This is a genomic window from Sinomicrobium kalidii, from assembly GCF_021183825.1.
In the GTDB taxonomy this organism is placed as follows: Bacteria; Bacteroidota; Bacteroidia; order Flavobacteriales; family Flavobacteriaceae; genus Sinomicrobium; species Sinomicrobium kalidii.
The window spans coordinates 2,008,135-2,033,648 of the sequence record NZ_CP089211.1 but is presented as its reverse complement, the minus strand read 5'-3'; the positions used below and the strand labels follow the sequence as shown (position 1 = coordinate 2,033,648).

The following is a 25,514-nucleotide window of genomic DNA, read 5'->3' as shown; positions in this document are numbered from 1 at the left end:
TTGATATACAAACCTGTAAGAATCTTGATGTTCTTACAGGTTTTTTGTTTAGTGTAAGTTAATGTGAATAATGTTTAAGTTGTGAATCAAAAGCATATTCAGAATTATATCCCCTGTGTGAGCTGTTTTTCTTATCCGCTATTCATGTTTTTTTAAAAACAGGAAACCGAAACTCCTCCCGGTTTAAAGTGTATCAACCTGACATTGGGTTAACAGGTTATCGAGTTCATGAGTTATTGAGTTTATGCGTGATGCCTGAATAACTGAATAACCAAATAACTAAAGTACAACCTCACATCGAACATGCAACTTTCAACCCAAAAACATTCGTGTATCCGCGGCCAAACCAAAAGGGAAACTGGCAAAAAGCTAAAAACCCCACAACCTTATGATCCTGGTCCGGGGAATGGCATCAAATTTGAAAGTAGTATATTTAACCCGGGGTTCGACATAAAAATAATTCTTTAGTCGGCTCCTCACGAAGACGCTTTCCGATTGTGGTTTCGGAAAATACCGGAATGAGCATCAATGCGTTATGGGTAAACCTGCCGCGCTTCAGCCGGCAGTGACGTTTTTGAAGGATCAACTGACTTAAAAACAGCTTCAAAATGAAAATAACAATAAACATTCTTGTCGGGATTATGGTCATATCAGCCTTTTCGCAATGCGTAAATTCCAAAAAGGTTTTATCCCGAAAACCGGATGGCCTGGAACTGGGCGAAGTGGTTTCCGAAGCCTGGACCACGGAAGGGAGCCCCGAATCGGGAACAAACCTGTTTATCCCCGTTATTTCGGGCAGTGATATCTACCTGGACAGTTTGTATTACCGGGGGCGGGCGGTTCAACTGGAAAAAGTACAGCGGGGCAGTTACCTGGTGTATATAGGGCGTTTTGTAAATGCGCCGAAACCCGATATCATCATGCATGCCGATCCGGGCAAAGAGGTGGGCAACAGGCCCCCCGAATTGAGAAAACCCATCCCTTTTGAACTGGCAGAGGACGAAGCAGTAGTCAGTTATAAGAAAGAAGGAAAGCTGAAATATTTTAAAATAGCACGTGTAAAGGAGGGAAAGCCCGTGGTAACCCCCCGAAAAGAGTGATCTTTTGGGTGCCCGGTATGGAAAGAGGGGTGTCGGGGTTTTTTCCGGCATTCGGAATTACAGGTTTTATTCGATCGGTTTACCCGGTTGCCGAGTCCTTCAGCTGCACTCAGGATCAGCTAAAGCCGAAGCAACGGTTAGGGATTTTCGCTACTTTTCCATACTTTTACCCCCTACAAATCCGGTGAACTGTTGAGTGCACTTCAAAAACTTTTCAAGCATACATTCATTTACGGGCTGGCAACAGTGCTGCCGAGGATGCTTAACTTTCTCCTGGTTCCGCTGCATACCGATATTCTTCCGAAGGAAGAGTACGGGGAAGTGAGTATTCTTTATAGCTGGATCGCTATTTTCAACGTATTGCTGGCTTATGGTATGGAAACAGCCTTTTTCCGGTTTTATAACCGGGAACCGGACAAGCAAAAAGTGGTCAGTACCGCTTCAATTTCCATAGTCGCAACAACACTGTTGTTCCTGTTTCTTGCCCTTCCGCTCCGGGAACCGCTGTCTGCGTTAAGCAATATTGAAACCCGGTACATCGTATATACCATCTGGATACTTGCCCTGGATGCCCTGGCCATCATTCCTTTTGCCAGGTTGAGGGCTGCCGAAAGGCCGCTGACCTATACCTATATCAAGATGGGCAATGTGGCCGTAAACCTCGGGCTGAATATATTTTTTCTCGTTATCCTGCCCCGGCTTGCCGACCGGACAACAAATAGCTTATGGAATTTTCTCTATGTAGAAGATTTTGAGATTGCTTATATTTTTATTTCCGTCATGACAGCCAGTGCCCTTACCTTCCTGGCGGTGCTGCCCATGTACGGCAAAGTAAAATGGCATTTTGACCGTGAACTGTGGAAAAAGATGATGCGATATGCCTGGCCCGTACTCATTGCGGGGCTGGCCTATACGGTCAACGAGGTCTTTGATCGCCAGTTACTGGATTACCTGCTGCCCGAAGATATTGCCAAGGGCGAGGTAGGGGCGTATTCTGCCTGTTACAAGATCGCTACTTTTATGACCCTGTATGCCACGGCATTCCGTTTGGGTGTGGAACCTTTTTTCTTTAGCCATGCAAAAAACAGGAACGCCCCGGAAACCTACGCCCTGATCACACAATATTTCGTCATATTCGGTTCGTGCATATTGCTGGGGGTAATGGTGTATATCGATTTTCTGAAAGTGTTGCTCATCCGGAACGATTCGTACTGGGAGGCCCTGGGCGTGGTGCCCATGATCATCTTTGCCAATTTATGCCTGGGGATTTATCACAACCTTTCGGTCTGGTACAAGATTACCGATAAGACCCGGTACGGCGCCTATATTTCCGTTTTCGGTGCCGTGGTGACACTGGCACTGAACTTTGCCCTGATCCCCGTTATAAGCTATAAGGGTTCTGCCATAGCCACCCTGGCCGCATACGGCAGCATGATGCTGTTGTCATATCTGTTGGGGCAGAAACATTATCCCGTTCCCTATAATATAAAGAAAATAGGGGCGTATTTAACGGTTTCCGTTGTGTTTTCCCTGCTTTCCTTTTATGTATTTAACAGTGATATACTTGTAGGAAGCGGGCTACTTTTAGTATTTTTGATGCTGGTGTTTTACCTGGAGAGAAAAGCACTGAAACGGATTTTCCTGGACAGGTACCGCCCGGGCGGGTAAAAGGGCCGAACCCGGCAGCTTTAATTATTAATTAGAAACGATCGAACGGAGTTGAATAAACCTTCCGGGCACGATGCTCTGGTGTTGCAGTTATCAGCACGGTGTCCGGCTAAAAAAATCAAAAAAAGATGACGGTAAAAATAATGAACAGATCCAAACATGCGTTACCCAACTATGAAACCCTGGCTTCGGCCGGAATGGACCTTCGGGCAAACCTCGATAAGCCCGTAAGCCTGAAGCCGCTGCAAAGAACAGTGGTGGGAACGGGCCTGTATATGGAATTACCCGTGGGATATGAGGCCCAGGTACGCCCGCGAAGCGGCCTTGCGGCCAAAAAGGGGATTACCGTGCTCAATGCGCCCGGTACCATAGATGCCGATTACCGGGGAGAGGTAGGCGTTATCCTGGTCAACCTTTCCGATGCCGATTTTGTCATAGAGGATGGTGAACGCATAGCACAACTGGTGATAGCCCGGCACGAAAGGGCCGAATGGGAAGAAGTACAGGAACTGTCCGATACCGTCCGCGGGGCAGGAGGCTTCGGAAGTACGGGGGTGAAATAGCCGGAAAATCGATGTTCCGGATGCGCTATATTTTACGGGGCTCAATTGAGGGGCTGAAACCCTGCTCCCGATGGTTGTCGGGATTATTGGAGCCCTTTAGTCGTGTGAAAAAGTATAGTCCGGTTATTGGGTTAATGAGTTATTGAGTTAATGCGTGATGCCTAAGTAACTGAATAATCCAATAACTAAAACGCAATTTCATTGCTTGTAAAAATCGCTGTACCTTTCAGTCCGGATGTGGTCGGGTAGTCAACAACCTCGGGGCAAGCCCTTCGGTATCCCGATAACCATCGGGATCAGGACAGGCGCCGGAGCATTTTAAATCTCACTTAGTGAGTAAAAAACACGAGAACGAACGAATGATATAACACAAATGCCGGAAAGCGGATTTCGTTTCCGGCGAAAAACACAACACGCATGAAAATTATTGTACCCATGGCGGGACGGGGATCGCGCCTGCGTCCGCACACGTTAACCGTACCCAAACCATTGATCCCCATCGCGGGAAAACCTATCGTACAACGACTGGTGGAAGACATTGCGGGGGTCCTGAAACAGGAGATCGAGGAAGTGGCCTTTATTATCAAGGACGATTTTGGCCGGGAAATAGAAAATACCCTGCTTTCGGTTGCGGAGAACCTCGGGGCAAAAGGGACTATTTACTACCAGGATAAACCCCTCGGGACGGGACACGCCATAATGTGTGCCGCCGACTCGCTTTCGGGACCCTGTGTGATTGCCTATGCGGATACGCTGTTCAGGGCCGATTTCACCCTCGATGAAAGTGCGGACAGCGTGATCTGGGTGAAGCAGGTAGACAACCCGGAAGCGTATGGCGTGGTGCAACTGAACGATAAGGGAGCAATTGGCGGACTGGTGGAAAAACCCGCGGTTTTCGTATCGGACCTGGCCGTGATCGGGATCTATTATTTCAAAGACGCGGGCGTACTGAAAGCCGAACTGCAAAAAGTGCTGGACAACAATATTATTAACGGCGGGGAATACCAGATCAACGACGGTATAAAGGCCATGATGGAAAAGGGAATGAAATTTGTACCGGGTCAGGTAGATGAGTGGATGGACTGCGGAAATAAAAAGGTGACCGTGGAAACCAATACCAGGATGCTCGGCTTCCTGAAGAACAGCGGGGAGAACCTGGTGTCGGACAGTGTGGACATGGAGGGTTCCGAGATCGTTCCGCCTTGTTATATAGGGGAAAACGTGGTGCTTAAAAATGCCAGGGTAGGCCCGTATGTATCCCTGGGAGACGGGTGTTTTGTGGAAAACACGGTGATCAGGAACAGCCTGGTGCAAACCAGGGCCATTCTCAAAAATGCCGAACTGGACAATGCCATGATCGGGAACCACGCCAAATTTGACGGCTCATTTACGAGCGTGAGCATCGGAGATTATTCGGTACTGGAATAAAACCGTACGGGGGCCGGTATAAAAATGAAGAAATAAATTCGCCGGTGCTGGTACAGTTCCTGAGAATCCATAAATTTGAGAAGTGAGAACAAAAACCTTCATAGCAGTGTTTTTCGGGCTGTATTCCCTGTGCTGGAATTATGGTCAGGAACCTGATTTGACCGCGGAAAGTGCCGATATTTCCACGGAGAGCTATTCCGATGCCTTCCAGGAACATTTCTTTGATGCCCTCAGGGAAAAAGCCATAGAAAATTACGAAAAGGCTGTCGAAGCACTGCTCGAATGCAAACAGCTGGAGCCGGACAATGATGTGGTTGATTACGAACTGGGACGCAATTACCTCGCCCTGAAACAATATGCAAAGGCAGAAGACCACTTGCTGGCCGCAGTGGAAAAAAATCCGGAAATATGGTATCTGGACACCCTGTTCGGGCTGTACGAAGAACGAAATGATACGGACAAGGCGATAGCGGTAGGGCAGCGACTTGTTGAAGCCAACGGGAAATATAAGGAGAACCTGGTGCGCATTTATATGAATACCAGGAAGTATGAACGGGCCCTTTCGCTGATAGAAGAACTGGATAAAGCGCGGGGAAAATCGGCAGAAAGGGAAAAACAAAAGGTGTGGATAGAAACGCGGCTACGGCTGGAGCATGAACCCGAAACGCCGGAAATCACCGAAGAAGATACCGAACCGGAAAATGAACTGGAGGGCATATACCGGAAAATAGAGGGCTATAAGAAGCTTTTTAATCACCGCGAGGTATTGGAAATTGCCGAAAATGCCCTGGAAATGTACCCTTCACAACCCGGGCTGTATTACAACAAGGCCCACGCCCTTAATCGCCTGAAAGCACACAAAGAAGCCATTGCCGTGCTGCAAACCGCCCTGGATTACCTGATTGATGATGTGGAGTTGCAAAACAACATATACAGGGAGTTCGTTATAGCCTATAACTCCCTTGGCAATAACAAAAAGGCGGATGAATATGCCGGGAAGATAAAAAAATGACCTGGTCACCGCCGGAAACCGAATAACGATTACAAAGGGATGAAGCGTATATACAAAATATGGATAGTGCTGTCCGTGGCGGCGATCTGGATGCAATCGTGCAAGACCACCAAAGGCGTAGCCGACGGAGAAGCTGCCCGGAACCTTTCGGCCCGGCAGATCATCAAAAGGCATTATAAAAACGCACTGGACTTTAAAACCGTTGCCGGGCGGATGCGTGTGGACTATGACGACGGTTCTTCGTCACAGGGTTTCAGTCTCAGTTTCCGGATCGAGAAGGACAAGGCCATATGGATGAGTGCTACCATGAACCTTGCCAAAGTGTACATTACCCCGGAGCGGGTAAGTTTTTACAACAAGCTGGACAATACCTATTTCGACGGCGATTTTACGTACCTCAGCGACTTGCTGGGCACCGAACTGGATTTTGAAAAAGTACAGAACATGCTGCTGGGTCAGGCCATGTTCAACCTCAGGGAAGGGGATTATAATTCCCTGGTTGTGAACAATAACTACCAGCTAAAACCCGTTAAAGGAATGGATTTTGTAAAAGTGTTGTTCCGGGTGGAACCCGCCAATTTCAAGATGGGGCAACAGGTATTGTCCGAACCGCAGACAGGGAGGTTGCTTACTATCCGGTACAAGGCCTACCAACAGGTGGCGGAGCGCGTATTCCCGGAAGAGATCGGGATCACGGCCTCTGAGCACGGCAACGAAACCAGGATAGGCATAAAGTACAGGAATGTGGAATTCAACCGCAAACTGAATTTTCCGTACAATGTCCCGAAGGGGTACCGGGAAATAACATTGAAGTAAAGCAGGTGAAAAGTGATCCGGGTTAAAATTTTGACGCACATTAAATGACAATCTGCATGACGAGAGCACGTATTTTTTTAGGGGTGATGGCGGCTTTTCTTTGTTTCGGTTTCGCAAATGCACAAAGCAGGGAACAAAAGGAACTGGAGGCGAAAAGGGCACGTTTACAGGAAGAGATACAACAGATCAATACACTTTTGTCACGGCAGAAAAAGGAACGGCAGAACGTGGTTACCGAAGTGGAAGACCTGAATCAGAAGATAAGGGTACGTGAAGAGCTCATACGGGTAACCAACCGCCAGGCCAACCTGCTGAACAGGCAGGTAAACAACAATATGAGAAAAATAGCCGACCTGCGTGAAGAGCTCGGTACATTAAAGGAAGATTATGCCGAGACGATCCGGCGTACCTACAAGAGCAGCTCACAGCAAAACAGGCTGATGTTCCTGCTCTCGTCGGAGAGTTTTTTCCAGGCCTACAAGCGGTTGAAGTACATGAAGCAATATGCCGATTACCGCAAGGAACAGGGACGTTCCATAGAAGCAAAGACCGTAGAACTTCAGCAACTGAACAAGGACCTCATTGCTCAGCGGAAGGAGAAAGAAAAACTGATAGCGGAAAACAAGAAGGAACAACAGGCCCTGGAGAAAGAAAGACGGGAACAACAGGAACTCGTAGCCAGTATCCGGAAAAAGGAATCGCAATACAATACCCAGATCACTAAAAAACGGAGGGAGGCAGAGGCCATAGACAGGCAGATCGAAAAACTGATCCGGGAAGCCATTGCCGAATCGAACAAAAAGGCCGGGAAAAGTGCCAGTAACGCTACTTTTGCACTGACCCCGGAAGCCAAGGTTATAGCAAATAATTTTTCCGCCAATAAGGGCAAGCTGATATGGCCGGTGAAAAAAGGGGTGAAAAGCAAGGGCTACGGCGAATATTCCGACCCGGTGTATCCCGCGGTGAAGAACTTTAACAACGGGGTGATCATTGCCACGCAGAGCGGGGAAAAAGCCAGGGCGGTGTTCGACGGGGAAGTATCGGCCATTATTGCTGTTCCGGGAGCCAATAAGGCCGTGCAGTTGCGGCACGGAAATTATATTACCACCTATTACAACCTCGGAAGGATCTATGTGAAAAAGGGGCAGAAAATATCGGCAAAAACGGAACTCGGGGAAATATTTACCAGCCCGTCCTCCGGAAAGACCGAGCTCAAGTTTTTCCTGTACCGGGACACGCACCGCCTGAACCCGGAAGAATGGATTTACAGAATGTAATACAGATCACCATAAAATATATTGTATGCTACCTGCCGACACCCTTTTGTTATTTGCCCTGGCGGCATTTATTATGGTCATGAGCCCGGGCCCCAACATGGTTTACCTGATCTCCCGTTCCCTCTCCCAGGGGAAAGAAGCCGGGATCGTATCCCTTTTCGGTGTGATATGCGGTTTTCTTTTCCACATTGTAATGGTCTCCTTCGGGCTGACCGCTATTTTTTTCGCCGTTCCCTATGCCTATATAACGGTAAAGATACTCGGGGTAGGGTATTTGTTGTTCCTGGCCTATAAAGCCGTAAGATCAAAGCAAAACAACCTGTTCAGTGCCGACAGTACATTGAAAAAGGATTCGAAGGTCAGGTTGTTTCATACCGGTTTTCTCACGAACGTGCTGAATCCGAAAATGGCGGTTTTCTACCTGTCCTTTTTCCCGCAATTCATAAAGCCCGAATACGGTTCGGTGCTCGCACAGAGTTTTCAGCTTGGCATTGTGCAGGTACTTATCAGTTTTTCCGTAAACTTTCTTATCGTCATTTTTGCCGCCCGGATGTCGGTATGGCTTTCCCGGAACCCTTCCTGGGCCCGTTTCCAGAGGTGGTTTATGGCGAGTGTGCTCACGGGACTCGCAGTGAAAATGGCATTTGCGAAAGCAAAGTAGAATAGCTCTTTTACAAATGCAAATTGAGTGCTCCGGCCGGAATATCTTTTTGACTGGTCTCAAAAACAGCTCAAACGACGCACTTTTCCCGATCCCGACTATCGGGATGACTTTGGCTTCTGAAAAGTTGTCACCGGGTTAATGAGGTACTCAGTTATTCAGGCCATCCTGGTAAATAACTCGTCAACGCAATAACGGAGTAACCAAAGCACAATTTCATTACTTGTCAAAACCTATGGAACTTTAGTTTCCGCATCATGCCTGGACTGTTGCCTTTTATCAGGCACCGGCTGTTTTCAGCTTCCTTTCCGATATACGGTCAACCGCAATTATGGCAAGGGCGATCACAAATCCTGAAAAAGCCAGTGTAGCCCCTACCCAGTCCGGTGCCGTATAACCGAAGCCCCTGGTCAGTGGGATCCCCCCCAGGTAGGCACCCAGTGCATTCCCCATGTTAAAAGCCCCCTGGGTAATGGAAGATGCCAGCATTTCCGAACCGCGTGCTGCCCTTATCATCATCATCTGTATGGGAGCGGCTATGGAAAAAGCCAGGGCTCCGATAACAAAGGTCATGATCACTGCAGGGATCTTGTAATGTGCGGCCATGGTCAGGGTCATCAGGGCCAGCGACATGCAGAGCAACAGGCCTGAAGTGGCATTAATGGGCGAAAACCGGTCGGCCAGCCGGCCTCCCGTAATATTGCCCAGGGTCATTCCCACCCCGGCAATAATAAGCAGATAGGTAATGGAATTGCTGCTGAACCCGGCCACTTCGGTGAGTAAAGGGGCGATATAGCTGTACCATGCAAAAAAACCGCCCGTGCCGATAGTGGTGAGCAGAATGATGAGCCAGGGTTTGAGCCTGGTGAACAGTTTGAGCTCTTTTAAAAAACCCGAAGAAGGGGAAGCCTGCAGGTTTGGAAGCCAGAACCTGAGTGCCAGAAGTGTAATGATGCCTATCCCGGTTACGATCATAAAGGTGAACCGCCAATTGAGATGATGGCCTATATAGGTGCCCAGGGGCACCCCGATAATGTTAGCTATCGTAAGCCCGGCAAACATGAGCGAAACCGCCCTGGCCTGCCTGCCTTCCGTGGCCAGTCGGCCTGCTACCACGGCACCTACGCCGAAAAAGGCCCCGTGAGGCAGCCCCGACAGGAACCTGGTGGCAAGCAGGTAGTGATAATCCGGGGCAAAGGCCGAAAGTGCATTGCCAACGGTAAAAAAGGCCATGAGTGCCATGAGTATCCGCTTGGGCGGATATTTCCCGGCAATGGCGATCATCAGCGGGGCGCCGATAACCACCCCCAGGGCATAGGCCGAGATAAAATGTCCCGCTACGGGGATACTGATATCCAGTGAAGACGCAATATCGGGCAGTATGCCCATCATAACAAATTCTGTCATCCCAATACCAAAGCCTCCTATGGCCAGGGAAAGCAATCCTTTTTTCATAGCGATCGGTCGTATAATAGGTGTTCTGAAAAATGTCTGTAAACGTATTTTCCGAAAGAATGAACTACGGCGATAAATACGTACAGCACAAAAAGGGTAGTAACAGATGATTGAAAGAAGCGGCAAAGTTAAGCCACTGCAACCGGATTTTCCAATATACAAGGGTTTAATTATATGTTAATTTTCGGGTAGAAGGATTGTTATTCGGCCAGGATGCCCTGTTGTTCCAGGACCGGGAGGTCTTTCAGGTCACTTTCGCGGATCGTGTTTTTGGGGAACAGGTATTTTTTCTCGTGCAGTTTACCGTCGGAGAAGAAAGTGACGAAGAATTCGTTGTGCAGTTTCAGCACATCTTCCTGGACCAGCTCTATTTTAGCATAGTCCTTTGCATCTACCACACCGATACCGTGCCGCATTACGGAAGTCCGGGTATCCTTGTCATATCCTTTGGAAACGACGAGGACCATTTCTATGGGGGTTTTCCCGTTGTTGATAATATACGCATTCCAGTCCCTGGACAGGTATTCGTCGTTCCATTCCCGTACCACGGCGACAAACACGTCCTTCACTACGGGGATTTCAATATCTTTCTTCATGTGGGAAAGCGTTATTCCCGGATCACAGCCGGTTTTGAAATATCAGGGTTATAAAATCGATTTAAACTGCCCCAGAAAACGCACGTCGTTTTCACTGAGCATACGGATATCGGGTATCTGGTGCAGTAACAGGGCTATACGGTCTATTCCCATACCGAAGGCAAAACCGGAATATTCTTTGGGATCAATATCGCAATTCTGCAGTACGTTGGGGTCTACCATACCGCATCCCATGATCTCCAGCCACCCGGTACCCTTGGTCATTTTATAATCGGTTTCCGTTTCCAGGCCCCAGTATACATCCACTTCCGCGCTAGGTTCCGTGAAGGGGAAATAAGAAGGCCGCAGGCGGATTTTCGACTTCCCGAACATCTCCGTGGTAAAATACTGGAGGGTTTGTTTCAGGTCGGCAAAAGACACGCCTTTGTCAATATACAGGCCTTCCACCTGGTGAAAGAAACAGTGCGAACGCGCCGATATGGCCTCGTTACGGTAAACCCTTCCGGGGGAAATGGTCCTTATGGGAGGTCTGTGTTCTTCCATATAACGTACCTGTACGGACGAGGTGTGGGTCCGCAACAGGATATCCGGATCGGTCTGTATGAAAAAAGTATCCTGCATATCCCGGGCAGGATGGTATTCCGGAAGGTTGAGGGCCGTAAAATTATGCCAGTCGTCTTCGATTTCCGGTCCTTCGGATACATTGAATCCTATACGGGAAAAGATATCGATGATCTGGTTTTTTACAATAGAGATGGGGTGGCGTGCCCCTAGTGCCACCGGTTCCGAGGGACGGGTAAGGTCGCCATAGGTGTTTTTTTGGGCGACCTGGCCTTCCAGGGCCTCCTTCAGGGTATTGACCTTTTCCTGGGCAGCGTTTTTAAGGCGGTTTACAGCCTGGCCGAATTCTTTTTTCTCTCCGTTGGGAACATTTTTAAAAGTGGCGAAGAAATCATTGAGCACCCCTTTCTTACCCAGGTATTTTATACGAAAAGCCTCTATTTCTCCTTGGTCCGAAGAGGTAAATTGCTCTACCTCGGTTATATATTCCTTGATCTTGTCTATCATGGAGCAACTTTTTTAGTGAATGCGGCAAATTTTTGTCAGTCTTCTCCGTTTCAAAGCCGGTAAAAGGCTGAAAAGGGATGCTGTTTATTTTTACCGGAATTGCGGAACAGGTCCTTAACAGCGGGCAAATTTACTTTTTTTTACTTATTCTATAAATTCTTTCTCTATAAAATACTGCACTATGGCTTCTTTCATCAGAACCGATTGCTCCCCGGCCTTGAGGGGAGGGAGTTCTTCTTTTATCTGATAGTGGGGCCAGCCCTCGGCATCGATATAGTCGAATTCGTAGTAGCCATAAGGCTCCAGCAAGCGGCATATGGCAATGTGCATCAGGTTTATTTTGTCGTCTTTTTTGAATTTCCGGTCCAATTGTCCCAGTTCCTGGACCCCGATAAGGTATATGATGGCATCCAGATCCAGCGGATCGCCGTCTGCAAACCTGCCGGACAGTCTTTTCACGATGGCATCCCAGCGTTCTTTTAGTCTTTCGTCTCTGGACATGTTTTTATTGTTCTCAATTTTAGGTTTAAAACCCTGCTCCCGATCCCGATATCTATCGGGATAACCGGGATTATTGCAGTGACTTTAGTTTCTATAAATTTTTTGTGTTATCCTATGGTTGCTGGGTTATTGCGTGTTGACTAAATAACTCGGTAACCTGATAACCACGGCAATGAAATTGCCTTTCTAAACCTCCGGATTGCAATCCGGAGGTTTAGTTACGAGTTTCAAGGGGTAAAGTTACAAAGATTCGGCCTTATTCCGAAGTCATCCGGAAACGGAAAGGCACATATCTGACTATTGAATCATTATTTGTATATCTTTGATAACAGGATCAAGAGAAAACGGCATGAATTATATCGATATCGCCATAGGGGTGTTCATCATTTTCGGCTTTGTTCGGGGGTTGTTCAAGGGGCTTTTTGTGGAAATAGCTTCGCTGGCTGCGTTGATACTGGGGATTTATTGTGCCATGCACTTTTCGTATAAAGCCGGGGGCTACCTGGAGAATTATGTAGACTGGGAAGCGAAATACGTCAACCTGGCCGCCTTTATCCTGGTGTTCTGTGTGGTGATCATTGTGGTGTCCCTGGCGGGAAAACTGCTTACCAGGATTGCCGATTTTGCGGCACTCGGCCTGCTCAACAGGGTTCTGGGAGGCCTTTTCGGAGGGTTAAAGGTCATTGTCATTATCGGTGCGCTGCTGGTCTTTTTTGATGCTACGGATAATGTGATGAGCTTTGTGGATGTCCAAAAGAAACGTACATCACTGTTGTACGAACCCGTAAAGGAAGTCGGGGAAACGGTGTTTTACCTGGTGCTCGACAGGGGGGAAGAATTTTCTTCGGAGTAAAAGGATGTCCGGAAAGGTGTGGCTATCTTTGTTTGCCATATTCATTGGCACCTGATTTTGAATGCTATCAATCTAACATAAAAAATAGTGTTATGCACCGGATGCATAAAATTTTGTGCTTTTTCTCCATAGGTTTTTATACGTTACTACTTTCTGGACAGGAGAATGAAGGCCTTACGAAAAGGATGGACAGCCTTTACAGTCAAGGGTACCGATTCATGCTGGAGAGGAACCTGTCTGAAGCGGATAAGCTGTTTAAGGAAGGGTTGTCCGCAGCAATATCGGGGAATGATTCCTTGTATACAGGGAGGTTTTACCGTAGCCTGGGGAGCGTGTTGCTGCTTCGTAAGGAATACGAAAAAGGCCTGATCCAATGCCATAAAAGCCTGGAATTTCACGATAAGGACCGGTATCCGAATGAGGTGGGCAAAACCTATACCAGTCTCGGAGGGCTTTACGCACGCCTGGAAGATTTTCAAAAAGCATTGCACTACCTGGAAGGCGCCCTGGAGGTTATAGAAGGGGAGACGGTGGATAAACTCAGGGTCATGATAAACCTCAATGCCCTGTATATTGATCTCGGGGCCTTTGAGAAGGGGGAAATTACGGCACTTGAGGCCATTACCCTTACCGCTAAGTTGAATCAACCTTATTTTAAGTCCGTACTGTATACCAATCTGAGCAAATTGTATACGGAAACGGAACAATGGGAGGAAGCAATAAGTACAGGTGAGAAAGCATTGTATGTAAGGGATAGCCTGAAGCAGGGAAGCCCGGTGATACCCCAGCTCAATATCGGGTATGCCTATGAGAATCTGGGTCGGTTTGATACGGCGATGGCGTATTATAATAAGGCTTTAAAAAATGCCGCGGGGGAAGAACGGCTCCGGACATTGCTGAATCTGAGGCGGACAGCCGAAAAAAGCGGTGACCCGGAGGGGGCATTGCGCTATTTTAAAATGTATGACCGCGTCAGGGACTCTTTAACGGAACTGAACCAGAAAGCACAGGTTACCGAAATTACCGAAAAATACGAATCCGAACAGAAGCAGGCCCGGATCGTACACCTGCAGGCGGAAAAACAGTTACAGGACAAACTGATCAACCGGCAACGGATTTTATTGGGGATTTCACTGGCGCTACTCTTGCTGTTTGCGGGGTTGATATATGTTTGGATAAAGCAGAACAAAACAAAACAGGCCCTGGAAAAATCAAGGATACAACAGCGGTTTCTGCTCACTCAGCTCAACCCTCATTTTATTTTTAATGCCCTGCAAAGCGTACAGGATTTTATTTTTAAGAATGAAACCGAAGCCTCTATGGAATACCTGAACAGCTTTGGCAAGCTCATCCGTTCTGTTTTGGAGAGTTCAGACCGGGACACCATTGCCCTGGAAAAAGAGGTGGCGATGATCCGCAATTTTTTACGGCTTCAGCAGCTCAATCACCCCGATGGCTTTACTTATGAGATTACGCCCCGTGAACTCCCGGAGGCCATGAATGGCTTGAGCATACCTGTAATGCTGATACAACCTTTTGTAGAAAATGCCGTGATCCACGGGATGCAGGGCATAGCGGAAGGGAAGATTTCCGTTGACTTCGCAAAAGAAGAGCATACATTACGGATAACGGTATGCGACAATGGAAAGGGAATATACCCCCAGGATCAACAAAAAGCCAATGCCTTTCACCGCGCTATGGGAAGTGAGATCATAAATAAACGGATAAGCGAGTTCAACAAGGTAAACCGGAGAAAGATCAGTGTGGAAATAATGCCCTTCAGGGAACACCCGGAGTTTCCCGGAACAAAGATAATTATAAGGGTTCCTTTTTTTGAGGATTGATGATATTGTAGCAACCCTCTCTGTGTTTGCATTTTGTTAAACCGTACGAGCTATAGTAAAATATATGATGAACAACCTGAAAGCCGATATGCCGACTTCCTGTCTGGTGGTGGAAGACAACCTCCGGACCAGGGAGGTTATAACCACTGTTCTCCGGGAAAAATTTAAAAACCTGCAATTACTTGAAGCCGGCAACCTGGCCGCTGCGGAAACGATGTTCTCCACACATTTACCGCAACTGCTTTTGCTGGATATCAACCTTCCCGACGGCAATTCGTTTGAGTTTCTTGAAAAACACTACCGGGAACGGAGCCCGGGTTTTAAAGTGATCTTTATTACGGCCTATGCCGATTATGCCCTGGAGGCGTTCCGTTACAGTGCCCTCGATTTTCTGCTCAAGCCGTTTGCGCCTTCTGAACTGGAAGATTCCGTTACCCGGGCACTGGACAACCTGCAACAGCAAAATTATTACCTGCAACTGGAAGCCTTCTTTCAGAATTACAAGCAGGGCGAAGCTCCTTCTGCCAAAAAGATTGTCCTGAAAACAGCGGAAAATATTTACGTCATTCCCGCCAGACAGGTTTGTTATGCACAGGCAGACAACAATTACACCCTTTTTGTGCTTGAAGGGCATAAAAAAATACTCGTGTCACAACCCCTGAAAACCTGGGAAGAGAACCTGGCTCCCTTAGGGTTTATCCGGATACACCAGTCGTACCTGGTCAATGTGCAGTACATAAGGGCTTACCGTAAAAAAGAAGGCCTTCTTGTTTTGGAAGACGGCAACCGGATACCTGTTTCCCAGAACAGGAAAGCGACCTTGATGGCATATCTGAATACATTGTGAAAATCCGCCCCGTGTTTATTCAAATTCTCATAAAATATGGGCGAATACTAAGTTGGCAAGGGGTGGTTCCCGTTTGAATATAAGGTATTGCATAACTTTATAGTTTGTAAAGGAGATCACTAAAAATTTTTGTCATGAAACAATGGAGTATAGTTGTATCGGCATTGGTCTTTTGTCTTTTTACTCCGGCTACTTCAGAGGCACAACTTTTAAAGAAACTGAAGAAAAAGCTGGAAAAGAAAGCGGAAGAGGCCGTAGAAAAACAGGTAGACGATGTATTGGGGGACGGTAATCCCGGCGGAGAGGACAATCCGGCCAAAGGCGGGTCTGACGATCCTTTCCGGAACCTTCCGAAAACAGTATATGATTTTACACCCGGCGGAACAATAATCTTCCAGGATGACTTTTCGCAGGATGCCGAAGGTAATATGGCTTCCAAATGGACGAGTAACGGTACCGGTGCCGTGGAAACGTTGCCCGGTGTACCCGGAAAGTGGCTCAGGGTATATCCGGAAAACACGTACAAGATCAAAGACCTGATGCCCATGCCGGAGAATTTTACTTTGGAGTTCGATATGCTTACCAGGGCCGAGAACTATAAAGACCTGGGAACCCCTGCCTTCGGGTTTGATTACAACAAAGGGATAAAGGGGCATTATTACCTGACGAACCAAAAACCCATCAATGCCGATTTTTCATACCAGTTCGGCAATTTGAACTTTACGAGCAAGGAAGTGGGTAGCGGACGGAAAAGCAGTGAAATGGACTTCCCCATGTCGTATTTTGTGAATGATGTTATGAAAGTACAAATAGAGGTTATAGGTAGCCGTATGCGGGTATTTGCCAATAAATACAAGGTCCTGGATACCGAAATGGCTAATCCCGAATCGAAAAAGTATTTTTACTTTGCGTCCGATGGCAATGAACATTCCCGGATTTATATCGGCAATTTCCGTATAGCTGCCATAAAAGAATAACAGCAGAACATCACACTTGGGATAAGAAAGCAAAAAACCGCTGAATTTTTTTTCCAGCGGTTTTCTTTTTGCATTTCGGATATTTTAGCGATGTTTAGTCGTGTAGTATCTCCTTGATAAACTCAACTTCTCCCGAAACTACGTCATAGTAGCCTCCGGCAACACCTATTTCACCGGCATCGAACATTTCCTTTAATACGGGACTTCGTTTGAGTATCTCGTTCATGGTGTGGACCACGTTGTGGTGGGAAACGGCCTCTACGAATTCGGGAGAGGAAGGATCTACACCGTTTTTTTCGTTGCTTACCGAATCAATGGAATCCTGCATTTTGCTCAGCAAGGCGGTGATATTTCCCATTTTCACCCCTTTGCAGGCGCTGGTCACCGCACCGCATTTGCTATGTCCGAGAACCACGATCAGTTTGGAACCGGCTACTTTGCACGAATATTCCATACTTCCGAGGATATCCTCGTTGATAATGTTCCCGGCCACACGGGCACTGAAGATATCGCCGAGCCCCTGGTCGAATATCAGTTCTGCCGAGGTACGGCTGTCTATACAGCTTAAAATCACCGCGAAAGGAAACTGCCCGTCCTGGGTAGCATTGACCTGTTCCAGCAGATCCCTGTTGGCTCTGAGGTTTTTTACAAATCGCTGGTTACCTTCTTTTAAAAATTGCAGGGCCTTTGCCGGGGTTACCGTGGCCTGGGTTTCTGCAGTATGTGCTTTCATATGATTCTTTTATTGTTATTACAAAGTTCTCGAAATAATTTTTATTTGTCGTTGATCAGTTCGGAGATCACCTTTTTATGTGATGCACTGCCGTTTTGCCTGACAGACATCAGTTTCTCATGTTCCACAAATACGTGGTTGGCCTCTTCATCGTCATTATCCATTTTGTAGGCGTCCTTGAAGCCCGCCAGCACTACTTGTATGCCTCTCTCCGGAGCTGTAATGGTCTTGAACTCGTGAATGAGGTCCAGTATGTCGTGTGCAATATAAACGGTATCTGATGCATTGATCAATACCCGGGAGTTTTCCGGAAGGTGGTTCAACGTCAGTTTAATGGCCGCCTTGTTCAGGAAAGAAACTTCCTGGGCCAGGTCTATGTGAATGATATCACCGTCTTCGTATTCCTCCTTGCGGAAGAAATAGGCCCTTTTGATATTCCCCCTGAGGATGAATATAACGCTGATGATCATTCCCAGTGCTACTCCTTTCAGCAGGTCGGTAAATACTACGGCACCGAAAGTGGCAACGAACGGGATGAACTGGTATTTTCCCTTGAGCCAGAAATGTTTAAAAGTGGCAGGCTTGGCCAGTTTATACCCGATGGTAAGCAGCACGGCTGCCAGGGTAGCCAGTGGAATCCTGTTAAGTACAAATGGTATGGACAATACACAAACCAGGAGAAGGATACCGTGCAATACGGCTGAGGCTTTACTCTTTGCTCCTGCGTTGATATTGGTGGAAGTCCTTACGATAACGGTGGTAAGAGGCAATCCTCCTATCAATCCGCACACGATGTTCCCTATTCCCTGTGCCTTGAGTTCGCGGTTGGCGCTGGCATAACGTTTTAAAGGGTCTAATCGTACCGAGGCTTCCAGGTTGAGTAATGACTCGATAGAGGCTACGATGGCAATGGTTATGGCAGCTATCCATACGTCGGGATTGACCACGGAAGCAAAGTTCGGAAGCGAGACCATTCCCCTGAACTCTTCTGCTGTGGTAGGTACAGGAAGGTTGACCATATAATTTGATGTAATGGCCAGTGAGCTGCCCGACAAAACGAAAGCTTCGTTAATAAGGGTGCCCATAACCACAGCTACCAAAGCTCCCGGAAGCAGTTTCAGTCTTTTGAGTGCGCTTACCTTTTCCCAGGCAATCAATATACCGAGGGAGATAAGGGTAACCATAATCACTCCCGGCTGTATGTCCCGGAAAGAAGCGATAAGATCGCTGAATATAGCAAGGCCGGAGCCTATTTCCACATCCGAGCCGAGGGCTTTGGGAACCTGTTTTAAGAAGATGATAGCACCGATACCGGCCAGCATTCCCGAGATGACATTGGTCGGGAAATAATTGGATATGGTACCCGCCTTGATAAAACCAAGTACAAGTTGTATAAGCCCGGCAAGTAATACGGCGGTCAGGAATACCTCGAAGGCGCCGAGGTCCGTGATGGCTACAAGGACAATTGCCGTGAGCCCTGCAGCAGGACCTGAAACACTGACGTGTGACTGGCTGAGGTAGCCTACCACAATACCTCCGACGATACCGGAAATGATACCGGCAAACAGCGGTGCTCCGGAAGCCATGGCTATCCCGAGACACAGAGGCAATGCTACCAGGAAAACCACGAGGCCTGCCGCAAAATCCGATTTCAGATTTGCAAAAAATGACATTTTCTCTTTCATAAAAAAAATTTAATAGGATGAAGTGATTTGGTGCTTGTAAGATTTTCTCAAAAGCACATGATATAATAACCCTCTGCCTGTTCCATATGAAAATACGGAAGGCATTGCAGATCAAATAAAGACCGGGGCAAACGGACAGTTACATAAAAAATGTCCCGTTAGCAATCGTAAAAGGGTCTTGAATAAACGGAATAATCAGGATAATTCCGGAGGCGGACAGAATTTGTCTACCCTATAAGAAGTGTAAAGATTTTCGACATAAACCATGGTGTCCTTTTCATACAAAGGGGAAGACAATACAAACGAAGTATCGTGTATGCTTTTTACGATACGGTCGTCAACAACCTTGGTCGTTTCTTTATTTTCTTCTTCCGTAGCGGAATAAAACATGGAAACATCGGCACCTTTTTCTATAATGGTCACTATAGCGGGCGTAATAAGGAATGTCCCGAAAAGCACCAGTAACGAAACGGCAATATTGTGATATGTCGATTTCTTCAGTACCAAGTGGTTGTCTTTCGTTTTTACAGTTTGCAAGGGTACAAAAATAACAGGATTTTTTGAAATGTATGTTAAGGAACATTTAAAACACTGTTGTCCGGCATGATTTTAATGAGTTACTAAAAAAACATATTTAATTTTATGTCATTGATAATGAATGTGTTGTGTTTTAACGGAGTTATGATGTTAAAATGTGTACGGAATTTTGTTATAATTCCGTACAGTATATACCTGTCAGTTTTCGGGAAAATTATAGAATAAATACTAATGTAAAACACGGGGATGTTATATTTTTGTTCAAAACGAAGGTAAATGACCAGGGAACAGGTAGCGGTAAAAGCGATTTACTTCAGTATGTTGAGTAATGCTGCCCTTGCGGTTATAAAAGGGGTTACGGGTATTTTCGGCAATTCATACGCCCTTATAGCCGATGCCATGGAGTCCACTACCGACGTGTTTTCTTCGCTTTTGGTATTGCTGGGACTGAAATACGCCAGCCGCCCGGCAGACAAGAACCACCCCTACGGGCACGGCAAGGCGGAACCTTTGCTTACTTTTGTCATTGTAGGGTTTCTGGTGGTCTCGGCTACGATCATTGCGTATGAGAGTATAAAAAATATAGGTACACCACACGCCCTCCCGAAACCTTATACCCTTATTGTGCTGGGTCTGATTATACTGTGGAAAGAATTGTCTTATCGCAAGGTAATACGGAAAAGCAGGGAAACGGGGAGTTCTTCTCTGCGGGCAGACGCCTGGCACCACAGAAGCGACGCAATTACTTCGGTTGCGGCTTTTATCGGAATAGCCATAGCACTTTTCCTCGGGAAGGGATATGAAGCTGCCGATGACTGGGCTGCGCTCTTTGCATCGGGTTTTATTGTGTATAACAGTTACCTGATTTTCCGCCCGGCACTCGGGGAGGTCATGGACGAACAACGCTATGAAGACCGCATAAAACGAGTACGTGAAATCGCCCGGCAGGTAGACGGGATTATAACTACCGAAAAGTGTTATGTACGCAAAACCGGGATGAAATACCATATAGACCTGCATGCCATTGTAGATGCGGAGATCACGGTAAGGGAAGGGCACAAGCTGGCTCATGATCTCAAGGATGCCTTACAGGAAGAAATGCCTGATACGGAACATATCCTCATCCATGTGGAACCTTACGAAGAACGGGATAGGGAAGAGCCTACCTCCCTGTCCGCAGCGCAAAATAAGAACAGGAAGGCTTAAAGTTCTTTTATGTCGTCCTGTGGCAGCCAGCCGGTTTTTCCGTCGGCCAGCCGGATGTGTTTCCAGTCGTCCAGGGTTTCCAGGACCTGTACCTTGGTACCGCTGTGGAGGAGAAAGGCTTGCTCACTTCTGGAATTGGGTTCGGACATTACCTGGGACTCCCCGGCAAAAATAATGGCAAATCGGGTATGAATACTTTTGTGGTAGCCGGAATACGCTATGTATACACTGAAACACATACAGATCACCGAAACTATGCTTGCTACAAAGAATATCCTCTTTTTAACCGATGAGCTCAGGTAATAGTAAAAGAGGAACAGCAGGGCCGATAAAAAGGCAAAAGCCACAGCAATGCCCGCCCAGGTATCGTAATGAAAGTTTCCGGTAAATTTTTCCCAGAACCTGGATATTCCCGTCCGGGGTACGGTTTCTATGGCATCTATCGTCTTGTTCCGGGCAAATACAAGGTTGTTTTTAATGTCCTGGTCGTTCGGTGCCAGTTGCAGGGCCTTTTCGTAATAATAGATGCTTTCGGGGATGTTGTTGAGTTTGTAGTACGCATTGGCCAGGTTATAGTATACCGATGCGGAGTGCTCCCCGCCATCCAGTATGGTCCGGTAGTTCGCTGCGGCGCCTTCATAATCGCCGTTGTTGTAAAGGACGGTCGCTTCTTCAAAAAGCTTCTCAGACGACTGTTCTTGCGAAAAGCCCCAGCAGTGGGAGAGCAATACTATAACTATGGTGGCGATTCTCATGTTATTCCTTCTTAATATATTTTTTGGCTTCGGGATCACGGCAGTTTTTACTGGTGCTCTGCGGATGATCCTTTTAAATCTGTTTGTCCATTTGAGAGATCACGGCGACCGCTTTCTCGTAATCCTGTTGCATGGTTACCTCCGATGCCGGGGTATAACGGGCCAGCTCGCAACTTTGGAGCAGGTTTATAAATCCTTCCACACTCACGTTGTCAACTTCTTTTTCCTGAAGTATGGTAGTGATCTTTTCTTTGCTGAATTCAGAGGTCTCTATATGGATTTTCGCTTTCAGGTAGTTGTGGAGGGCTCTTTCGAGTGCAATGTAGAAAGCCTCTTTTTTACCCAGTGTTTTCCGGGCTTCAGATAAATATTTCCTGGCCAGCCTGTTGGCTTTTCGCATGCGACTGCCCCGCACGTCTGCCGAGATCTTTTGTTTCTTTTTTATGGCGAATACGGCAAGCGGAATAAACAGGAACGGGGCTATAAGCAGGGTATAAAACAAACCGGACCGGAAAAAGTCGTCCTTTTCCATGGGTTTGAGTGCGGGGGAAAGTTTGATGAACTTGAACTGGCTTCCCGATGCGATGACATTTTGTTTAACATTTCCCGGAGCTGCGGGGGCGGATGTGGATGCAACAGGCTGCGGACCTTCGAGTACATCTACAACGGCCTGTTCGGAACGAATGGTCTTATAGGAACCGGTCCCCGGATCGAAATACGAGAATGAAATGCCCGGGACGGCATACTGTCCCTTGAACTGGGGCACCACGGTATAGTTGTCGGATACCGACCCCGACATACCGGAAAGCGAAGTCGAGATGTTTTCCTCGAATTCCGGGTTGTATACTTCCATGGAACTGGGAAGGTCTACTTTGGGCAGGGAGAACAGTTTGAAATTCCCCTTTCCCTTGACCTCCACTTTTAACTGAAAGGATTCCGAAGCTTTTAGAGCAGTCTTGGAAGGAGTTATTTTAAAATCGAATTTACCTACGGCCCCGGTAAAGTCTGCCGGTTTTCCCTGTTGTGGCAGCGGCTTGACGTTAATGGTACGATTTCCCGCGGAAACCGTTTTGTGCGCCTGCGTATAGAGGCGTCCTCCGAAAATGTCCCTGCGATTGGTGGGTACATCGACGGTAACGTCGAGCGCAAGCGGTTCCAGGGTGAGTTTTCCTTCTTTCTGCGGATACAGCACCACCTGTTTCAAAACCACGTAGCGGTAAGGTTTTCCGTTGTACGTGCCGTTCTTCACATCATATCGTTTGATATCGATTTCCTGGCTCCAGAAATTATTATAGGTGGGATTGTCCAGGGGGCGGAAATCGGAAACGTTGGTGTCCGGGCTTACATAGAGTTTATAAACCACTGTAATCGCTTCGTTGAGGTAGGGGGAAGATTTTGACACTTCCGCTACCAGATGCAGGTTGTCTTCTGCGATATCGTCCGCATTGTTTTGCTGGCCCGGATCGGCTACGGCTGCCGTAACTTCTACCGTTACGGGAAGGGTTTTGTACGTGTTGCCGTCTATTTCGATGGTAGCCTGCTCTATGGTGAATTTTCCACGGCCCACGGGCGCCAGTACATAGGAATATGTTTTGGAAAAACTGCGTTTGCCGTTTATCCATGAATGGCTCACGGACTGGTTGGGTCCCATAACCACCGTAAAACCTTTAAAGTCGGGGGGTGTAAAGTTATCCCCGTCCTTATTCATTTTAAAATCTATGCGCAGCCGCTCGTTGACTCCCAGCTTTTCCTTGCTTACCTTGGCTTCGAACTGAACGCTTTCCTCTTGGGAGAAGCAGAGGGAGGAGAACAACAGCAGTGCGGATAGTATGAATATGTTTTTCCTGATTCCCATAATTTTTTTAAGTCACTTTAGATAGCACAGGTATTTTACCGGGTTCTGACTTACCAGTCTTTCTCGGATTTTACCTTGGCTCCTTTTGCCTTTTTGGCATTGATCTTGTCCTGGACCCGTTTTTCTTCTTTACTCATGGCATCGAGCAGGGCCTGTACCTGTTGCGGTGACAACTGGCTTTGTCCGGGACGGGGCTCGCCTTCACCTTCTTCGGGCTGTCCTTCCTGGCCCTGGTCTTTTTCATCTTCCCCCTGATCTTCATTCCCCTGATCCTTGTTCTTTTCGGGTTGCTGATCGTCCTTATCTCCCTCATCGCCCTGATTCCGGTCCTTTTGGTCGTCTTCTTTATTGCCTTCTCCGCCCTGATCCTGTTTGTCTTTATTCTGGTCCTGCTTGTCTTTGTCCTGGTCCTCTTTTTTGTCGTCTTTGTCGTTTTTGTTGTCTTCGGGAGGGTTTTTCTTTAACATCTCCTTGGCCAGGGCAAAATTATACCGGGTTTCCTCATCTGTCGGATCGTTCCGGAGGGCCTCCTTGTACGCTTCGACGGCTTTCTGGTATTCCTTGTTTTTCATGAACACATTACCGAGGTTGTGATAGGCTTTGTGTTTTTCTTTTTTGGTGCCGGCGGTTTCCCCGGCCTGTTTGAAGCGGGTAAAAGCTTCCCCGAGTTTTTCCTTCCGGTAGTACGCATTCCCGAGATTGTACCGGGCCGTGGCATTTTCTGCATTTTTCGCGATGGCCTCCCTGTATTTTACTTCCGCATCTTCAAAATTGTCACCGGCGAGCTCTTCGTTGGCTTCGGAGACCAGGTTCTCGGATATCCGTGCGGTCTTTTCGGCTTCCCTGTCCTGTTCCTGACCGCGGGAGAGAAAGACAGACAGGAACAGGACAGGGACTATCCAGTTTCCCGGCCTTACGGCACTTTTATGTTGTGAAAAAACGGTCATTTTTCTGTACTTTAATGTGTTGACAAGTTAAGTATTAAGTTGCTACTTTTCGTTTTTTTCATTAAACAGGTTCAGCTTTCGCAACCAGGCGGTCTTTCTTTCGAGAAAGAGAAGGTCTAAAATTAACAATAAAATGGCTGCTCCCAAAAACCATTGAAACTGGCTTTTGTAGTCGGCGAACTGTTTTGTTTCGAACTCTTTTTTATCCATTTGCCCCAGAAAATCCTTCATAAAGGAAACAACTTCTGAAGTACTCCGGCCGTTAATATACGCACCGTTGGTCTCTTCGGAAATCTCTTTCAGGGTTTCTTCGTTCAGCTTGGTGATCACTACTTCGCCCTGACGGTCCTTTTTGTAGGTTTCGGTAATACCGTTCCGTTTTATGGGAATGGGGCCCCCTTTGGCCGTCCCCACGCCAATAGTAACTATCCGGATGCCCTTTTCCCGGGCTTCGCTAATGGCGTAGCTAATGTTTTCCTCGTGATCTTCCCCGTCCGAAACAATGACCAGGATTTTGTTGGTCTGCTCCGCGTCGTTGAAATAATCTTTGGCCATATCAATAGCATCTCCGATGGCCGTTCCCTGGGAAGATAACATGTCGGTATTCATTCCCTGCAGGAACATTTTTGCCGCGGCATAATCTGTGGTGATGGGCAACTGGGGAAAAGCTTCCCCGGCATAGGCTATGATACCTATCCGGTCGCCCGCAAGCTGGTTGATGATCTCCGAAATGAGGCGTTTGGATTTTTCGAGCCGGTTCGGGGTGATGTCCTCGGCCAGCATACTTTTGGATACATCCGTGGCAAATACGATATCCACGCCTTCCCTTTTTACGGTTTCGAGCTTTGTGCCCAGTTTGGGATTGACCAAGGCGAAGGAGAGGCAGGTGAAAGCGAGCAGAAGCGTAATGAGTTTCAGCAGGGGCTTGAAGGTTGAGGTTTCGGGACTGAGCCTTTTCAGCAACGGAGCGTCTGCAAACTTTTTCTGCGTCCTTTTTTTCCACAGTTGCAGAAGGACAAAAAGCAGTATGATTACCGGAATAACGGCAAGGAGGTAAAAATATATTTTTTCTTCCAGTACGTACATCAGACGGGTTTATATTTGTTGTTCCTTCGTTTACAGTTTACGGT

Annotated in this window: 24 protein-coding genes; 13 read left to right on the top strand and 11 right to left on the bottom strand. The window is 47.3% G+C overall.

Annotated elements, in window-relative coordinates:
- The first annotated feature begins 608 nt into the window (after positions 1-608).
- The 8 genes from LS482_RS08095 to LS482_RS08060 all read left to right on the top strand — a co-directional run bounded on the left by LS482_RS08095 (position 609) and on the right by LS482_RS08060 (position 8,525).
- Entirely contained in the window at positions 609-1,100 is a 492-nt protein-coding gene (locus tag LS482_RS08095) for a hypothetical protein (protein ID WP_233031273.1), read from the top strand.
- A gap of 192 nt (positions 1,101-1,292) precedes the next feature.
- Positions 1,293-2,768, top strand: a complete 1,476-nt coding sequence (locus LS482_RS08090; protein WP_233031272.1) for a lipopolysaccharide biosynthesis protein — start codon at positions 1,293-1,295, stop codon at positions 2,766-2,768.
- Positions 2,769-2,896: 128 nt separating this feature from the next.
- Positions 2,897-3,331, top strand: a complete 435-nt coding sequence (gene dut / locus LS482_RS08085; RefSeq protein WP_233031271.1) for a dUTP diphosphatase — start codon at positions 2,897-2,899, stop codon at positions 3,329-3,331.
- 417 nt (positions 3,332-3,748) lie between these two features.
- A complete protein-coding gene (locus LS482_RS08080) occupies positions 3,749-4,759 on the top strand; it encodes a sugar nucleotidyltransferase (RefSeq protein ID WP_233031270.1) in 1,011 nt (336 codons plus the stop codon).
- Between the two features lie 82 nt (positions 4,760-4,841).
- Positions 4,842-5,771 carry a tetratricopeptide repeat protein gene (locus LS482_RS08075; RefSeq protein ID WP_233031269.1) on the top strand — a complete coding sequence of 310 codons (930 nt, stop codon included), beginning with the start codon at positions 4,842-4,844 and terminating at the stop codon, positions 5,769-5,771.
- Positions 5,772-5,810: 39 nt separating this feature from the next.
- A complete protein-coding gene (gene lolB1 / locus LS482_RS08070) occupies positions 5,811-6,587 on the top strand; it encodes a lipoprotein insertase outer membrane protein LolB1 (RefSeq protein ID WP_233031268.1) in 777 nt (258 codons plus the stop codon).
- Between the two features lie 56 nt (positions 6,588-6,643).
- Positions 6,644-7,864 carry a murein hydrolase activator EnvC family protein gene (locus tag LS482_RS08065; RefSeq protein WP_233031267.1) on the top strand — a complete coding sequence of 407 codons (1,221 nt, stop codon included), beginning with the start codon at positions 6,644-6,646 and terminating at the stop codon, positions 7,862-7,864.
- Between the two features lie 25 nt (positions 7,865-7,889).
- Entirely contained in the window at positions 7,890-8,525 is a 636-nt protein-coding gene (locus tag LS482_RS08060) for a LysE family translocator (protein ID WP_233031266.1), read from the top strand.
- A gap of 279 nt (positions 8,526-8,804) precedes the next feature.
- Here the strand turns inward: LS482_RS08060 and LS482_RS08055 are convergent, their stop codons facing one another.
- The 4 genes from LS482_RS08055 to LS482_RS08040 form a co-directional block, all read right to left on the bottom strand.
- Positions 8,805-9,980, bottom strand: a complete 1,176-nt coding sequence (locus LS482_RS08055; RefSeq protein ID WP_233031265.1) for an MFS transporter — start codon at positions 9,978-9,980, stop codon at positions 8,805-8,807.
- 200 nt (positions 9,981-10,180) lie between these two features.
- Positions 10,181-10,576 (bottom strand): hypothetical protein, encoded by a 396-nt coding sequence (locus LS482_RS08050; protein WP_233031264.1) that lies wholly within the window; start codon positions 10,574-10,576, stop codon positions 10,181-10,183.
- A 48-nt stretch (positions 10,577-10,624) separates the two neighbouring features.
- Positions 10,625-11,644 carry a phenylalanine--tRNA ligase subunit alpha gene (gene pheS, locus LS482_RS08045; RefSeq protein WP_233031263.1) on the bottom strand — a complete coding sequence of 340 codons (1,020 nt, stop codon included), beginning with the start codon at positions 11,642-11,644 and terminating at the stop codon, positions 10,625-10,627.
- A 144-nt stretch (positions 11,645-11,788) separates the two neighbouring features.
- Positions 11,789-12,145 (bottom strand): hypothetical protein, encoded by a 357-nt coding sequence (locus LS482_RS08040; RefSeq protein WP_233031262.1) that lies wholly within the window; start codon positions 12,143-12,145, stop codon positions 11,789-11,791.
- A gap of 349 nt (positions 12,146-12,494) precedes the next feature.
- Here LS482_RS08040 and LS482_RS08035 point away from each other — a divergent pair, with 349 nt between their 5' ends.
- The 4 genes from LS482_RS08035 to LS482_RS08020 all read left to right on the top strand — a co-directional run bounded on the left by LS482_RS08035 (position 12,495) and on the right by LS482_RS08020 (position 16,666).
- Positions 12,495-12,998 (top strand): CvpA family protein, encoded by a 504-nt coding sequence (locus tag LS482_RS08035; RefSeq protein WP_233031261.1) that lies wholly within the window; start codon positions 12,495-12,497, stop codon positions 12,996-12,998.
- A gap of 101 nt (positions 12,999-13,099) precedes the next feature.
- Positions 13,100-14,842, top strand: coding sequence for a tetratricopeptide repeat-containing sensor histidine kinase (locus tag LS482_RS08030; protein ID WP_233031260.1), 1,743 nt, complete (start codon positions 13,100-13,102; stop codon positions 14,840-14,842).
- Positions 14,843-14,906: 64 nt separating this feature from the next.
- Positions 14,907-15,689 (top strand): LytR/AlgR family response regulator transcription factor, encoded by a 783-nt coding sequence (locus tag LS482_RS08025; protein ID WP_233031259.1) that lies wholly within the window; start codon positions 14,907-14,909, stop codon positions 15,687-15,689.
- A 134-nt stretch (positions 15,690-15,823) separates the two neighbouring features.
- Complete coding sequence (locus LS482_RS08020; RefSeq protein WP_233031258.1) at positions 15,824-16,666, top strand: hypothetical protein; 843 nt, start codon at positions 15,824-15,826, stop codon at positions 16,664-16,666.
- A 94-nt stretch (positions 16,667-16,760) separates the two neighbouring features.
- On the opposite strand, the gene LS482_RS08015 is transcribed toward LS482_RS08020, so the two are convergent.
- The 3 genes from LS482_RS08015 to LS482_RS08005 all read right to left on the bottom strand — a co-directional run bounded on the left by LS482_RS08015 (position 16,761) and on the right by LS482_RS08005 (position 19,591).
- On the bottom strand, positions 16,761-17,399 hold the full coding sequence (locus tag LS482_RS08015) for a carbonic anhydrase family protein (protein ID WP_233031257.1): 639 nt from the start codon (positions 17,397-17,399) through the stop codon (positions 16,761-16,763).
- A gap of 41 nt (positions 17,400-17,440) precedes the next feature.
- Complete coding sequence (locus LS482_RS08010) at positions 17,441-19,084, bottom strand: SulP family inorganic anion transporter (RefSeq protein WP_233031256.1); 1,644 nt, start codon at positions 19,082-19,084, stop codon at positions 17,441-17,443.
- A 195-nt stretch (positions 19,085-19,279) separates the two neighbouring features.
- Positions 19,280-19,591, bottom strand: a complete 312-nt coding sequence (locus LS482_RS08005) for a hypothetical protein (RefSeq protein ID WP_233031255.1) — start codon at positions 19,589-19,591, stop codon at positions 19,280-19,282.
- Between the two features lie 306 nt (positions 19,592-19,897).
- Here LS482_RS08005 and LS482_RS08000 point away from each other — a divergent pair, with 306 nt between their 5' ends.
- On the top strand, positions 19,898-20,827 hold the full coding sequence (locus LS482_RS08000; RefSeq protein ID WP_233031254.1) for a cation diffusion facilitator family transporter: 930 nt from the start codon (positions 19,898-19,900) through the stop codon (positions 20,825-20,827).
- Here the strand turns inward: LS482_RS08000 and LS482_RS07995 are convergent.
- The 4 genes from LS482_RS07995 to LS482_RS07980 all read right to left on the bottom strand — a co-directional run bounded on the left by LS482_RS07995 (position 20,824) and on the right by LS482_RS07980 (position 25,470).
- Positions 20,824-21,582 (bottom strand): tetratricopeptide repeat protein, encoded by a 759-nt coding sequence (locus tag LS482_RS07995; protein WP_233031253.1) that lies wholly within the window; start codon positions 21,580-21,582, stop codon positions 20,824-20,826. The genes LS482_RS08000 and LS482_RS07995 overlap by 4 nt on opposite strands.
- Positions 21,583-21,655: 73 nt before the next feature.
- Positions 21,656-23,437 carry a BatD family protein gene (locus LS482_RS07990; RefSeq protein WP_233031252.1) on the bottom strand — a complete coding sequence of 594 codons (1,782 nt, stop codon included), beginning with the start codon at positions 23,435-23,437 and terminating at the stop codon, positions 21,656-21,658.
- 50 nt (positions 23,438-23,487) lie between these two features.
- The gene (locus LS482_RS07985) at positions 23,488-24,384 is read right to left on the bottom strand and encodes a tetratricopeptide repeat protein (protein WP_233031251.1); all 897 of its coding nucleotides are present in this window, start codon (positions 24,382-24,384) and stop codon (positions 23,488-23,490) included.
- A 42-nt stretch (positions 24,385-24,426) separates the two neighbouring features.
- On the bottom strand, positions 24,427-25,470 hold the full coding sequence (locus LS482_RS07980) for a VWA domain-containing protein (protein WP_233031250.1): 1,044 nt from the start codon (positions 25,468-25,470) through the stop codon (positions 24,427-24,429).
- Between the last annotated feature and the right edge of the window lie 44 nt (positions 25,471-25,514).

Bases quoted from the DNA above. Each gene is read 5' to 3' on its own strand.
- LS482_RS07995 (WP_233031253.1), bottom strand. From the start codon at position 21,582: ATGAGAATCGCCACCATAGTTATAGTATTGCTCTCCCACTGCTGGGGC.
- LS482_RS08050 (WP_233031264.1), bottom strand. From the start codon at position 10,576: ATGAAGAAAGATATTGAAATCCCCGTAGTGAAGGACGTGTTTGTCGCC.
- LS482_RS08035 (WP_233031261.1), top strand. From the start codon at position 12,495: ATGAATTATATCGATATCGCCATAGGGGTGTTCATCATTTTCGGCTTT.
- pheS (WP_233031263.1), bottom strand. From the start codon at position 11,644: ATGATAGACAAGATCAAGGAATATATAACCGAGGTAGAGCAATTTACC.
- LS482_RS08010 (WP_233031256.1), bottom strand. From the start codon at position 19,084: ATGAAAGAGAAAATGTCATTTTTTGCAAATCTGAAATCGGATTTTGCG.
- LS482_RS08055 (WP_233031265.1), bottom strand. From the start codon at position 9,980: ATGAAAAAAGGATTGCTTTCCCTGGCCATAGGAGGCTTTGGTATTGGG.
- LS482_RS08060 (WP_233031266.1), top strand. From the start codon at position 7,890: ATGCTACCTGCCGACACCCTTTTGTTATTTGCCCTGGCGGCATTTATT.
- LS482_RS08040 (WP_233031262.1), bottom strand. From the start codon at position 12,145: ATGTCCAGAGACGAAAGACTAAAAGAACGCTGGGATGCCATCGTGAAA.
- LS482_RS08065 (WP_233031267.1), top strand. From the start codon at position 6,644: ATGACGAGAGCACGTATTTTTTTAGGGGTGATGGCGGCTTTTCTTTGT.
- LS482_RS07985 (WP_233031251.1), bottom strand. From the start codon at position 24,384: ATGACCGTTTTTTCACAACATAAAAGTGCCGTAAGGCCGGGAAACTGG.
- LS482_RS08095 (WP_233031273.1), top strand. From the start codon at position 609: ATGAAAATAACAATAAACATTCTTGTCGGGATTATGGTCATATCAGCC.
- LS482_RS07990 (WP_233031252.1), bottom strand. From the start codon at position 23,437: ATGGGAATCAGGAAAAACATATTCATACTATCCGCACTGCTGTTGTTC.
- LS482_RS08015 (WP_233031257.1), bottom strand. From the start codon at position 17,399: ATGAAAGCACATACTGCAGAAACCCAGGCCACGGTAACCCCGGCAAAG.
- LS482_RS07980 (WP_233031250.1), bottom strand. From the start codon at position 25,470: ATGTACGTACTGGAAGAAAAAATATATTTTTACCTCCTTGCCGTTATT.
- LS482_RS08030 (WP_233031260.1), top strand. From the start codon at position 13,100: ATGCATAAAATTTTGTGCTTTTTCTCCATAGGTTTTTATACGTTACTA.
- lolB1 (WP_233031268.1), top strand. From the start codon at position 5,811: ATGAAGCGTATATACAAAATATGGATAGTGCTGTCCGTGGCGGCGATC.
- LS482_RS08025 (WP_233031259.1), top strand. From the start codon at position 14,907: ATGATGAACAACCTGAAAGCCGATATGCCGACTTCCTGTCTGGTGGTG.
- LS482_RS08020 (WP_233031258.1), top strand. From the start codon at position 15,824: ATGAAACAATGGAGTATAGTTGTATCGGCATTGGTCTTTTGTCTTTTT.
- LS482_RS08000 (WP_233031254.1), top strand. From the start codon at position 19,898: ATGACCAGGGAACAGGTAGCGGTAAAAGCGATTTACTTCAGTATGTTG.
- LS482_RS08080 (WP_233031270.1), top strand. From the start codon at position 3,749: ATGAAAATTATTGTACCCATGGCGGGACGGGGATCGCGCCTGCGTCCG.
- dut (WP_233031271.1), top strand. From the start codon at position 2,897: ATGACGGTAAAAATAATGAACAGATCCAAACATGCGTTACCCAACTAT.